General features: G+C 40.4%; 11 protein-coding genes. 1 reads left to right on the top strand and 10 read right to left on the bottom strand.

Annotated features, from left to right (window positions below; genetic code table 11):
* Window positions 1–132 precede the first annotated feature (132 nt).
* From RCG25_RS00505 to RCG25_RS00460, 10 genes are all read right to left on the bottom strand, one after another.
* Complete coding sequence (locus tag RCG25_RS00505; protein ID WP_308081728.1) at window positions 133–1338, bottom strand: MFS transporter; 1206 nt, start codon at window positions 1336–1338, stop codon at window positions 133–135.
* Between the two features lie 389 nt (window positions 1339–1727).
* Window positions 1728–3611 (bottom strand): metallophosphoesterase, encoded by a 1884-nt coding sequence (locus RCG25_RS00500; RefSeq protein ID WP_308081727.1) that lies wholly within the window; start codon window positions 3609–3611, stop codon window positions 1728–1730.
* 182 nt (window positions 3612–3793) lie between these two features.
* Window positions 3794–4837, bottom strand: coding sequence for a cell wall-binding repeat-containing protein (locus tag RCG25_RS00495; protein WP_308081726.1), 1044 nt, complete (start codon window positions 4835–4837; stop codon window positions 3794–3796).
* Between the two features lie 181 nt (window positions 4838–5018).
* The gene (locus RCG25_RS00490) at window positions 5019–6881 is read right to left on the bottom strand and encodes an ABC transporter ATP-binding protein (protein WP_308081725.1); all 1863 of its coding nucleotides are present in this window, start codon (window positions 6879–6881) and stop codon (window positions 5019–5021) included.
* A 1-nt stretch (window position 6882) separates the two neighbouring features.
* Window positions 6883–8610, bottom strand: coding sequence for an ABC transporter ATP-binding protein (locus tag RCG25_RS00485; protein WP_308081724.1), 1728 nt, complete (start codon window positions 8608–8610; stop codon window positions 6883–6885).
* Window positions 8611–8929: 319 nt separating this feature from the next.
* Window positions 8930–9277, bottom strand: a complete 348-nt coding sequence (locus RCG25_RS00480) for an ASCH domain-containing protein (protein ID WP_308081723.1) — start codon at window positions 9275–9277, stop codon at window positions 8930–8932.
* A 76-nt stretch (window positions 9278–9353) separates the two neighbouring features.
* Complete coding sequence (locus RCG25_RS00475; protein WP_308081722.1) at window positions 9354–10151, bottom strand: ABC transporter permease subunit; 798 nt, start codon at window positions 10149–10151, stop codon at window positions 9354–9356.
* 21 nt (window positions 10152–10172) lie between these two features.
* A complete protein-coding gene (locus RCG25_RS00470) occupies window positions 10173–10970 on the bottom strand; it encodes an ABC transporter permease subunit (protein WP_308081721.1) in 798 nt (265 codons plus the stop codon).
* Between the two features lie 6 nt (window positions 10971–10976).
* Entirely contained in the window at window positions 10977–11861 is an 885-nt protein-coding gene (locus tag RCG25_RS00465; protein WP_308081720.1) for an ABC transporter ATP-binding protein, read from the bottom strand.
* Window positions 11862–11873: 12 nt separating this feature from the next.
* Complete coding sequence (locus RCG25_RS00460) at window positions 11874–12497, bottom strand: TetR/AcrR family transcriptional regulator (RefSeq protein ID WP_308081719.1); 624 nt, start codon at window positions 12495–12497, stop codon at window positions 11874–11876.
* A gap of 195 nt (window positions 12498–12692) precedes the next feature.
* Here RCG25_RS00460 and RCG25_RS00455 point away from each other — a divergent pair, with 195 nt between their 5' ends.
* Window positions 12693–13673: a nuclease-related domain-containing protein gene (locus RCG25_RS00455; protein WP_308081718.1), complete on the top strand. Its 981-nt coding sequence runs from the start codon at window positions 12693–12695 to the stop codon at window positions 13671–13673.
* Window positions 13674–13948: the final 275 nt, after the last annotated feature.

Genomic DNA, 13948 nt, shown 5'->3' with positions numbered 1-13948 from the left:
CGGTAAAGTGAATAGAAAATTACTTTTAAGTTGAAAGTAACGCGGCAAATGAATTATTTTGTCTAAATATGATTCTTTCCTCTGCTAATGTGAAAAAGAGATTCCTGTAAGGGAATCTCCTTCTTCTAATTATTATACTAATTCTTTCTTTTTGGTTTCCTTTCCCAAAACGAAAACGGCCAATGCACCAATAAGGATTGAAATACAGAAGATTGTAAAGATCGTGGAAATCGCTACTTTTTGTGCAACAAGATTTCCTACTAATAATGGTCCTAAAACGCCGCCAATTCGTCCAAAGGAAGCTGCCATTCCTGTTCCTGTCCCACGAATAACCGTTGGGTATTGTTCAGGAGAATATGCGTACAGACCACCCCAAGCCCCGAGGTTAAAGAAGGATAACAGAATGCCTGCTGTCATTAACAGTGCCGTCGACTCAGCTGTTCCAAAGAAGTACGCACTAATGGCCGTTCCAATTAAATAAACAACCAATACAAACTTACGGCCAAATTTTTCAATAAACCAAGCTGCTGTAAAATATCCTGGTAATTGGGCAATTGTCATAATCAGCACATATTCAAAGCTTTTAATTAAGCTAAATCCTTTCATGACCATAACACTTGGCAGCCATAGAAACATTCCATAGTAAGAGAAGACTACACAAAACCAAACAATCCATAACATGGCCGTTTGACGGCTATGTTCTTTAGACCAAAGCTTTGCGAAGCTTTCCCATGCAGAGATTTTTTCTTTTTTCTTAATCGCCTCAAAGCGGGGTGAATCAGGGAGACCCATTCGCAAATAAAGTGCATAGAAAGCAGGAAGGGCACTGATAAATAAAGCTACCTGCCAGCCAAACTTTGGAATCACGAAATACGATATGATGGCTGCAATCAACCAACCGGCTGCCCAGAAGCTTTCCAACAGCACAACTATTCTGCCGCGCTTTTCAACTGCGACACTTTCTGATACGAGGGTAGAAGCTACAGGAAGCTCTCCGCCTAAACCCGCACCAATAATAAACCTAAATACTAAAAAGACAGCTAATGTGGAAGCAAATGCGGATGCTCCACTACCAACTGAAAATAACAATAAGGTAATGATAAAAACATTTTTCCTTCCAATTCTGTCAGCCATTAAGCCAAAAACGAGTGCCCCAACAGCCATACCAATCGAGTTGATACTGCCAATCCAGCCCATTTGTTCAGGTGTTAACTCCCATTCCACCTTTAAGGCAGCAATAATGAAGGAAAGCATACCAACATCCATTGCATCAAACATCCAGCCCATCCCGGCGATTCCGAGCAGCCTTCTTTCTGATATTTCTTTTTTGTTTTTCATATTGTTCCCCCTATGTTAAAGCCTGTACTTACATTATTACCCAAATCCCACTTCTTTAGGTATACAATGTAATCTAGTAATCAACTGTATTCTAACAAGTGTCTTTACACTTGTCACGATAAAATATACAAGAGGGAACATTTTTCTAAAAAATGACTTTGTTAAACTTGCCTGTTGATTTCCGCTCCAGGCACTTCGCTTTCCGTGGGTGTTTCGGCGAGCCTCCTCGGCGCCTGCGCCTGCGGGGTCTCCCCTGAACCATACTCCCACAGGAGTCTTCGTGCCTTCCGCTCCAATCAACAGGGTGTAAAAATCAACACTGTTCTTTAACACAGCCAAAAAAATAAGAGAGAATGCAAAAAGCACACTCTCTCTGTTACTAACGGAAATTAATGGATCCAAGCTCCGTCCTTACCTAATTTGTAAGTCCCTATTTGAGTATTCACAGCCAGTTTTCCATCATCATAAAGGTAATACCACTTATTTCCTATATAAACCCAGCCAGTTTTCATTAATCCATTAATATCTAAATAGTACCAGCTTCCATTAAAGAATAACCAGCCTACTTGCATGACTCCACTGCTTTTCAAGTAGTACCAATTTTCCTTATCTAAGACCCAACCTATTTTCATCACACCTGTTTGGTCAAGATAATACCAATAGCCTCTATCCCTTATCCAGCCTACTTGTTTTGCACCACTAGATGAAAGGTAATACCATTTATTTTGGAGACTTAACCAACCTGACTTCAAGCTGCCATCATTATTGAGATAATACTCTATACCATTTTCCGTCAGCCAGCCTGTTACCATAGCTCCGCTATCACTAAGGTAATACCACTTATTCAGATCCTTAATCCAACCCTTCTGCATGACACCGCCCGAATTAAAGTAATACCATTTATCCTGAACCTTTAGCCAGCCTGTCACCTTTTGTCCAGTTTGGTAGTTATAATAATACGTATTATTCCCTTCTTTGACCCAGCCGTTGTACTTGTCCGTTTTTAAGCTAATTTCTAAAGGATTGAGTGACACATTATTCCATGCATCAACAGCTGAAACCTCTAATGTATATTCTGTATTTCCTGTTAAATTAGTTATTGTAGTGGAGTATACTTGATCGCTTTGATCTTCCCAAAACTTTGTATACTGTGTTTGAACCGCTTCCCCGTTAAGTTTGATGATATATTTATCTATCTGTGTATTGTCTTTAGCTGCAGGCCATGAGATGGTTGCTGTTGTTGCTGTAACCTTATTAACTGATCCTGAATCAGAATTATTAAAGTAAGGAAATTCTGTATCATCCACCGTTTTTGTATAAGGTAACTTAATTGTAGTCTGATTAATCCATGTGTGATTGCTAAATTCCCTTGCTTTTATTTCTACCTTGTTATCATACACATTTACCAATAATCCCTGTGAAAATTCTGCTGGTGCATTACCATTTTCGTAAAGAGTATAGGCTAGAGATCCTGTATCAGCCATGGTAAAGCCATCCTGATAAACGGAACGTGGATGATTTAATAGATAGTGTAAATGTCCTGTGAATAATATTGCCTGCGGATATTTCTGTAGGATTCCTTTTAATCTACCATCCCTTAAATTACCGCCCCATTCTTCACTTCCATACACCGTGTCATCAATTGGCTGATGAAGAAAAACAAAGATAGGCTTTTTTGGGTCAGTTTCCACACTTAATGTATTTTCTAACCACTGATACTGCTCATCAGATAACACAGCATAATCGTGATTGTTAGGATTGGTGACTTTTGATTCTTCGCTACCTAAAACAATAAAGTGATATTTTTTAGAATTTACGCCTTCAATCCATTTATCATAGTAGAGGCCAGGCATACCTGTGTTAGTTATAAACCGATCGATAAACATCTGATCTGTAAAATAAGGCTTTGGCCAATAAATGCCCTCATAGAATTCATGATTACCCATTGCTAGAACTCTTTCAGCATCTTGATTGCCGTATCGACTTAGTATCTGATTAAATATCTCATACTGTCTATCAAGTCCTTGGTCAGTTAAGTCACCCACAATAGCTAGTGCTTGATAATTAGGAGCAAGCATTTTGAATTCCTGTAAAGCAGTTTGAAATCTCATTTGTCGGTTTTCAATGCTCTCATTGATATGAACATCGCTCATAATAGGAATTTGTAAGTTTGGAGTTGAATTGCTCGGTGTTAACTCATTGGCTTCTGCGGGGATTTGAAATAAAGCTAAGGTGATAATGCCAATCCATGCTGCTGCAAGCTTTTTAATCATTAGTTTGACTCCTTGTCTCGTTACAAAAGTAATCAACAATTATAGTAATTTATTCATCTACAATTATATCCATTTTACATAATAGCATACTATTACATTACGTATTTAACATATTTATTACATTTTAACAAATTTGTCCAAAAAAAAGAGAGTACCTATAAAGGATACTCCCTCGTCTTTAATTAATGAATCCAAGCTCCATCCCTACCAATTTTGTAAGAACCAATCTTTGTATTTGCTGCCATATGACCATCGCTATATAAATAGTACCACTTATTAGATACATTCACCCAGCCTGTTGCCATTGCACCACTACCAGTTAAGTAGTACCACTTGTTTGATAACTTAACCCAGCCTGTTGCCATTGCACCACTAGCCTTTAAGAAATACCATTTACCGCCTGATTTTACCCAGCCAGTTTTCATTACACCTTTGCTATCAAGGAAATACCAAGTACCCTTATCCTGAGCCCAACCTGTTGCCATTGCACCGGTTTGGTTTAAGTAGTACCATTTACCACCTGATTTTACCCAGCTTGATTCTGCCATTGCACCACTTGGATTTAAGAAGTACCATTTGCCGCCTGTCATTACCCAGCCAGTTTTCATAACGCCATTTGTTCCAAGGTAGTACCATGTTCCATTGTCTTCAGCCCAACCTGTTGCATAAGCAGTAGGAGAGTCACTGTTCGTACCAACAAATACCCATTGACCGTTTTTCTTTACCCATTCAGTTGTATTAAATACAACATTAAAGGTAGTTTGGTTTCCAAGTTCGTCGTTTAAGAAACCTTGGATTGGTAGATCGTCAGAAGCTACATCTTTAAGGTCTTGGACAGTGAACAAGTAATTTCCACCATCATAAAGGCCGTCATCCTCGTTACCACGATTTAACCAACCTTTGTACTTCGTAACATCTAAAACAGCTTTCCCGTCTACAAATTGTAGATCTGAATCATCATCAGAATCCGAGAGTAAAGAAACTGTTTTAGCAGCTGTTGTAGAATAAAACTCAATTTTTTGAACTTTAGATTTTCCGCTTTTTCCTACAAAATTGAAAACGAAGTTGTTACCCTTCTTTTCAGCTTTGACTTCACCGCTATCAGTAAAAAGAGAAACGCCTGAAAGCTCAGCTTTCGTAGCTGCCGCTGCATGTGACACACTTGTTGGCAGCACTGCTAATAGAAAAATGAATACTAGACTTGTAAATGCTAAAATCTTTTTCACAGTAATCCTCCTATATGTATGGTTCGTACTTTTCTATTAATTAGCAAGAATACCAATTTATTAGAATAGCAATATTCTTATTTTACATAAAAATCCAAAAAACTACAAGATTTTCTTTCCCCTTTTCTTATTTTAAGAAAATGAATACAGAAAAAAATGAGGTAATAGCTTACCCCATTTTTCAATCAAGTGCACCTTCTACATTTTTAAATTGATTATAAAACATTTGATGGTATCGGCCCTTAGCTTTCATTAATTCATCATGGTTGCCTTTTTCAATAATCTCCCCATGATCAATGACCATGATGGTATCGGCATCACGAATGGTATTTAAGCGGTGGGCAATGATAAAGCTCGTTCGGTTCTCCATCAAGGAGAGCAAGGCCGCTTGTATATGAAGTTCTGTTCTCGTATCAATACTACTTGTGGCTTCATCTAAGATTAGTAGGGAAGGTTTGGCTAAAATCACCCTCGCAATGGCCAATAACTGCCGCTGGCCCTGACTTAGATTACCTCCATTTTCTGATAGGGCCGTTTCATACTGCTGTGGTAACCGCTTAATAAACCCATCCGCATTAGCCATTTTTGCCGCTTGCTCTATTTCTTCATCGGTAGCATCCGGCTTCCCATATTTAATGTTGTCTTTGATGGTACCTGAAAACAAATACGTATCCTGAAGCACAAATCCAAAACATTTCCTCAGACTATCTCTTGTATATTCACGAATATCCCGGCCATCAAGGAGAATTTTCCCGTCCGTCACATCATAAAATCGGGTCAGCAGATTCACAATCGTTGTTTTTCCCGCTCCTGTTGGCCCAACTAAGGCAGTACTGCTGCCAATATGGGCTTCAAAACTAACATTTTTTAAAATTGGCACATCAGATCGGTAACCAAAGCTGACATTTTCAAATACGACATGACCTTTTGGATTTTCCAATATGACAGCCGATGGAAGGTCTGCAGGCTCCTCCTGCTCATCCATGACTTCAAATACCCGTTCCGCCCCAGCCACACCAGATTGCAAAATATTAAAGATGTTAGCCAAATCATTTAGCGGTCTAACAAATTGTCGGGAATAGGTAATAAAGCTGGCAATCGCTCCAACCGTAATTAAGCTTTTAACCGCTAGGACGCCGCCAATAACAGCTACAATGGCAAAACCAAGGTTGTTGATGACATTCATGATCGGCATCAAGAAGCCCGACCAGATTTGTGCCTTTAAGCCCACCGCACGGAGCTTTTCATTGACAACATCAAACTCTTCAATAACCTTCTCCTCATGATTAAAGGCTTTGACTACTTCAATTCCAGAAATAGTCTCCTCGATGTGTCCATTTAATGTGCCTAACTGAATTTGTTGATTCTTAAATAACACGCTTGTTCGTTTGGCAATCGTCCTTGTTAGTAAAAAAACAAGCGGTACCGTTAATAAACTAGCTACAGTTAACAATGGACTTAAAATTAACATCATGATTAGAGAACCGCTAATAATCATCAGTCCCGACATGAGCTGCGTGGTCGATTGGGAGATCGTATTGCTCACATTATCGATGTCATTGGAAAGTCTGCTCATGAGTTCTCCATGTGTCCTTGAATCAAAAAAAGAAACGGGGAGCTTTTGCAACTTTTGAAACAAAGCCTCTCGCAATCGTTTCACCACTCGTTGAGCCACGCCAGCCATCAGCCATCCTTGTAAAAAAGTAAGAATGGCATCCGCCACATACGCACAGGTGAGGACGATAATCATTACTTCTAACAGATTAAAATCCACTTTCCCGGATTTTAGGGTCATAGCATCTACCGATTTTCCAATAAGGAACGGAGCAAGTAGCATCAGAACAGAGTCAATTAAAATAAAAGTAAAAATAAGGGTCAGCATCTTCTTTTCATTTCCAAAGTAATGCCAAAGTCGCTTTAATGTCCCTTTAAAATTTTTAGGTTTCACCACGGGACCACGGCGGTGACCCGCTCCAACGCCACCAGGTCTAATCGGCGGCGGGGTAGGGGCGGTGTCCCCAGTCTGTACATTCCCTTGTGACATCTTACAACCCCTCCTTGCCGATTTGAGATTGGTAGATTTCCTGGTACACTTTACACGTCTCGATTAGCTCCTGATGGGTACCAACCCCAACTAGTTCTCCGTGATCAAGAACAACGATTTTATCGGCATCCATGATAGAGGTAATTCGCTGGGCAATTAGTAAACAGGTAAGCCCTTTAGCATACTTTTTTAAGGCTGCTTTGATTTTCGCCTCCGTTGCTACATCCACGGCACTTGTACTATCATCAAGGATTAAAATCTCCGGTCTTTTTATTAACGCTCTGGCAATCGAAATCCGCTGTTTCTGTCCGCCGGAAAAATTAACCCCACCTTGGCCAATTCTTGTGTGATACCCTTCAGGTGAAGCATTGATAAAGTCGTGGGCTCCAGCCATTGATGCTGCGGCTACCATTTCTTCCTCGGTTGCATCCTCTTTTCCCCAGCGGAGATTTTCCGCCACACTTCCCGAGAATAAGATGTTTTTCTGCGGGACAATCGCAATTTTCTCTCTCAACTTCTTAGGATTTACTCGTTGAATATTTTCACCATCTACTTTTATCGTCCCACTGTTGACGTCGTAAAAGCGGGGAATGAGTCCAACCAAAGTACTTTTCCCTGAACCAGTTGAACCAATAATTCCAACTGTTTCTCCAGGATGGATGGTGAGATTAATATGTTTTAGAATGGGTTCACCTGTTGTTCCTTCGTAGGCAAAGGTCACATCTTCAAAATCAATTCTTCCTTTTTCCGTTTGACTATGAATGTCCTCCTGATCCCAGGTAAAGGAATCTTCAAGTAAAAAGACTTCGTCGATTCTCCCTGCTGAGGCCTTTGCCCTGACAAACATATTGAATACCATGGAAATCATCATCAAAGAAAATAAGATTTGGGTCATATAGTTGGTAAAAGCAATAATATGGCCAACCTGAATTTCGCCGGAATCCACGCCTAACCCACCAATCCAAAGGACGACAACAATGCCCAGATTGACTGTCAGCATGATCGCCGGGCTAAAGGTGGCCATAAGGCGGCTAGCTGTGACAGATTGATCCTTAAAATGATCATTCGCCTTGCTGAATTTACTAATTTCTACATCAAAACGATTAAAGGCCTTTACCACACGAACCCCTGATAAATACTCCCTCATCACAGAATTCACCCGATCCAATGCCATTTGTACCTTGGAAAATAGCGGGAATCCTAATTTTAGGTTAAAAATAATTAATAGCGCTACAATAGGCACTACCACAGCTAACACAACGGATAAATGCAAATTCAACCGCGTCGCCATTATTAAGCCGCCAATCGCTAAAAGCGGAGCTTTTACAAAAATCCGCATCAAACCATTAACGAATACCTGCACTTGTGTCACATCGTTTGTCAGACGAGTAATTAAGGACGCGCGGTCAAATTTATCGAGGTTTTTAAACGAAAGGGATTGGATTTTTTTAAATAAATCGGACCTTAATTCTGTTCCAAAACTTTGTGAAACAATGCTCGCTAAGACACTCCTCGTTGATGCACTCACTGCACCAAAGGCAGTGATCAACAGCATCAGTCCACCCATTTTTAATATATAATGTATGTCTCTATTCGCTACTCCCTCATCAATGATTTTTGCCATAATCGTGGGCTGCAGCAAGTCACTGACCGCCTCAAAGGTGAGAAATAAGACTGCTAAACAAAAGGTTTTCCAATATTTCTTTGTGTATTTTGAAAGAAACTTCATGATTCCACCCCAACCTGTCAGCCAACTTTAATAATGCTATTATAGTTTTGTTTTCCTTTATTAAACAAATAATTAGACTCTAGAAATATTTGTTCTGTACTATAAAGTGTCTGTTGATTTCCGCTCCAGGCGCTTCGCTTTCCGCGGGCGTTCCGGGAGCCTCCTCGTCGTTCCTCCTGCGGGGTCTCCCGAGACCGCTACTCCCGCAGGAGTCTTCGCGCCTTCCACTCCAATCAACAGAGTGTCAAGATCAAATTTAACATTAACTCACCTAGGGCATAAAAAAAGAGACTGATCTGGCAGTCTCTTTTTAATCATATTATTCTTGAACTGGGCTGAATTCATGTACCCATACGCGCATTTGCGGCAGCCATGGCATTCCTGGATGGATGCTTAAGATGGATTGTTTGTATTCTTCCACATTGTTAAAGCCCTCGCGGCGAGCATCATCGTCAGTTAATTCACCTAAACTCTGTGAGTACACCTTATCAACGACAAATTGACGGCCCTCAAGAGTCATAATTTCACCTGGATCCGCGTATCTTCCATTTCTGCGAGTCGCTGTCTTTTCACCAGCTAAAACCTTTTTCACATCTTCTTCCATTGTCACTAAACGCTCAACGGAACATGATTTTGGTGGTAGTGTATTGTTTTCATGTTGTGTCATGTATTTATCCTCCTTTTTCCAATTCATTTTCTTATATTAACACTATTGTTAAATGAATAAAAGGAAGGGGGGAGTTTTACCCGTTTAAATCTCTTTTTTTATAAAAAGCAAAGGTACCATAAGTAAGGACTGCAGTGATAATGAGTGATAGAACAACAGATACAACCTCCAGCCCATCACCAACCATCATATGCTTTGCTTCGAAATATTTAAAAGGGGTCAGGTATTTAAGCGCGTCCAGATTCTCATTTAAGTCAATCACAATCGAGAGGACAAATGTAAGCAAAAGAATGGCTGTAGCCAAGGATGCTGCTGTTTTCGGCCGCTTTTTAAAGGCAGAAACGGCACTGCCAATGACCATAAACAACAGCTGCAATATAAACATGCCCAGCATGGTTATCGCGATATCCCCGTTTATCTTTTCACCGTCGCTGACTTTCCCGACAATGACGACCGATGATGCAAACGTAACGAGATTAAAAATGGCGATATTCGTGAAGGCAGCCAACAGCTTGGCCGTAATGATTTTTTCCCTCGATACGGGTTTGACGAATAAAAACTCCGAGGTTTTATCACGTTCCTCCTTAGCAATAATAGTAGCCCCAAGCATCGCAGCATGTATGGAAGACATCAAAACCAAATATAAAAACAGCATGCCATAATACCCACTCGCCTTGGATAAATCAAAGGCACCAACCCCCATGATGGCTTGCATGGACTTAGGCATATCCGCCATCAAGTCATTCATCGATTGCCCTGACGAATACAAACTAGAGTATTTATTCATACCCGATGCCACCATGAGGATGACTCCAATGCACCAAAAGAATAGCGATTTCCGGTGAGATTTTAATTCTTTTCGATAAATATTCATGAGTTAATCCCTCCATTTACCTTAAACAGCATGGATATCCTTTTTGGAATAAACAAAATAACTCGCACAGGTGGCCACCACAATCACCATCAATCCCGTGAACATAAACGATGTTTCATATGCTGAATGTTTTAAGATATAGGCCGTATCAAAATATTTAAAAGGAGAAATGTATCGTTTTCCTTCCTCTCCTGAAGTCGCACTAAGCATGCCTAAAAAATAGAAGGCAAACACGGTACTAAGAGATACCGTCAACACGGATTTAATTTTAGGGACTACAACCGAAAGAATGATTCCTAATGCCAAAAAGATCAGTTGAATAAAAAAGACAGTAAGTGACAGCAAGATTAGTAGTTTTAAGCTGAAATCCTCCGTCTTCACTTGCGATGCAATGATTGCCGCAGCCGCAATATAAACTATATTTGTTATGACGAGGGACGAGAAGGCCGCCAACAGCTTAGATGTTACAATCGTTGTCCTTGTAACTGGCTTCGTTAAAAGAAAGTCAGCCGTTTTTTCACGGACCTCCTTGCTGATAATGGACGTTCCGAGATTCATAGCCTGAATGGCACCGCAAAGGGTGATAAACGATAAGGCGTAACAATAGAATCCGAGAATAGAAAACAAATTTTCCAGATTCAAACCGATTGCTTTCCTTACCCCTTCAGGATAACCTTCCAAAAGCTTTTTGAACTCCTCGGCATCACGCGCAAACGCAGGGAACATAGACATGAACAGCAGGGTAACCAGAATTAACGATACCGTCCAAATAATCGTCGATTTCCGATAGGCTTTTAATTCATGGAAAAAGATATTCATCGTTCCTTACGCCTCCTTTTCGTAGTAATGCATAAAGATCTCCTCAAGATCTGGCTCTTCGATCCAAAGATTCGCAATCTCAATATCCGCTATCTTTTTCATGATGGTATTAATATTTCCTTTAAAAATAAAGCTCGTCACGTGGTCCTTTACGGTTAAATTATTGACACCACTGATATTGAAATACTCAGGGTCCTGTAGGACTTTTGATTCAACTTTGAACTTTTTGTAGGTATTTTCCTTTAAGGTACTAATCTTTTCGACGGTTACGATTTTCCCTTCTTTTATGATAGCAACTCGATTACATAGTCTCTGAACTTCACTAAGGATATGTGATGAAAAAAGAATCGTTGCTCCTTTTTTATTTTCTTCCTCCAGCAATTCAAAGAATTTTTGCTGCATAAGTGGGTCTAGGCCGCTCGTCGGCTCGTCTAAGATGATAAGCTTTGGCTCATGGAGCAGTCCCTGGACAATTCCAACCTTCTTTTTGTTCCCTAAAGAAAGGTCATCGATTTTTTTATTCAGATCCAAGTTCATGATTTCCGCTAATTCTTTGATTCTCTTACTGCAATCCTTTTTATAAAAACTAGCTGAATAGTTTAATAGATCCTTTACTTTCATATTGTCATAGTAAAAAACCTCTGATGGAAGGTAGCCAATTTCCCGTTTTATTTCCGGGGCAAACTTAACGCAATCCTTCCCAAAGATGGTCGCACTGCCGCTGGTTGGATAAATCAGCGACAGCAGTGTTCGGATGGTGGTTGATTTTCCTGCACCGTTGGGCCCAATGAAGCCGAAGATTTCGCCTTCCTCCACATGAAAGCTAATATCGGTGATGCCTCGTGATTTTCCATACATCTTTGTCAGATTATTAATTTCAATCACATTCATCGTCACAACCCCCTATTTATAAAAGCACTTAATGAGTATTTCAAAATAATCTTCTGCTTCCTTTTGGACCTTTTGATAATCAATTTCATAATTAGGTAACAACTTTGCTTTGTAAAGTTCCTCGTCACTCAATTTCTCAAAGGTCCAGGTAATAATCTTAAAGATTTTTTGAATATCGATGTCGTCCCTAAACTTGGAAATGTCAATGCCTTCGTAAATTTTTCCGATATTGATGTGATTTAGTTCTCTGACCTTCTTCTGCATCTCTGCTTGTATGTCAGCAGCATCATCCATATACGCTTTTTCGACAAAATTAAAGAGGTCAGGGTATTGGGCCAGGAGTTCCATTTTGATTAAAATGGACTGGCGGATTCTCTGAAAGAAGTCTGTTTCTGATAAATCGATTTTTTTGTAAAAGTCATCCGTGATGAGTTCCACGGAAGAATCGAATAAAAAGAGAAATAGCTGCTTTTTGTTCTGAAAATAATGAAACAGCAACCCTTTTGAAATGCCTGCTTCCTTCACAATTTCATTGGTCGAGGCGTTGCTATATCCCTTTTGAGCAAATTCTTTGATTGCGGCATTAATAATTCGATTTTGTTTATCTGAATCGAGGTTGAGAAATTTGGAATACATACTTGAGTCCTCCTTGTAAGGCGTTGACCACTGGAGTCAACTACATTCTACTCTGATTGACTACAGTGGTCAATGGTGGTCAACCTTAATTTTTTACAAAAATTTGTATTTATTGTGCTGGTCATAGTATGGGATGTTCGAAAGTGATACGATCATAATGTAAGGTTTATTTTTCGGAGGTGACGTATCGTTTGTATGAAGAATAGAGATCACTCTTTAACACTAGAAGGGCTAGTTGCCGCTCAGAGCCGTTTATCTGCTGGCCATCCGTTGCTCCCAGTTATGGCAGCTAAACAGTCTTCTGTAGAGGCAGGAATTGGCGGGGAGGAACGCGTTGCTGAGATTTTCCGCCGGCATAGCTTTTCATTTGCCAACCACTTATTCCACGATTTATCCCCCTCATCCAATGAGAATTTCCAAATGGACACTGTTGCTTTGACACCTTGGTTTGGTGTGCTTTTAGAGGTGAAAAATATTAGCGGGGAACTGGAATTTAAGGATAATCCGCCACAGTTGATTCGAACCAAGGAGGATGGGCATAAGGATGGCTTCGAGAGCCCCGTTGTTCAACTGGAACGTAATCATGATTTATTGGGGACATGGCTACGTTGTCGAAACATCCGTCTCCCCATTTACGGTGCGGTCGTCCTCGCGTACCCCAAACAAATCGTTGCTGTTCCTCCAGTGAAAACAAAACTGTTATTCCCCAGCTTGATTCCACCATATATACGAAGTCTTCCACAACAAGGAAGAAAGTTAGATCACGAAACATTTAACTGGCTTTCGGCTGAACTCCTCCACAGCCATCAACCCTTTATTCCTAAGCCCATTTCTGAAGCATATGGTATTCCATTGAAGGATTTTAAACCAGGCGTAAGGTGTGGGAGGTGCGGCAGGATAGGGATGGTGAAGCTGCCTCGAACGTGGTATTGCCCTTTTTGTGAGGCAACCGATCACCTGGCCCACGAGCGAAATTTAAGGGAGTGGTTTTTGATTTTTAAGAGGACGATTACGAATCGGGAGTGTAGGGAGTTTTTGGGGGTAGATGATATGCAGCTTGCAAAGCGGATTTTAACAAGCATGGATTGGCCGAGCACAGGAACTTTTCGGAACAGGACATATGAGATCAAACTTAGTGACGTAAGTAAGAAAGGGAATATTATTATCCGACAGTAACTTGGGCTCATACGTCAGTTTCTCCACCTTATCCAACAGTAACTTGGGCTCATACGTCAGTTAAATCGGCCTATGACAGTTATTTCTCCTTATCCGACAGTAAACGGTTCTTATGCGACAGTTATCCAATCTCATACGACAGTAATGGGAACTTATCCGACAGTAACTCATATCGCCTCACCCAAAATCCACCCCATCCACACACCCACAATATGATGTAACCCCTCCCAGAAAGTGGTATGATAACCTTGAATCATACTTAAAAAGGGGAGTGC

This window comes from Neobacillus sp. PS2-9, from assembly GCF_030915525.1.
Lineage (GTDB): Bacteria > Bacillota > Bacilli > Bacillales > Cytobacillaceae > Neobacillus.
This window is presented reverse-complemented; position numbering and strand designations above follow the sequence as displayed.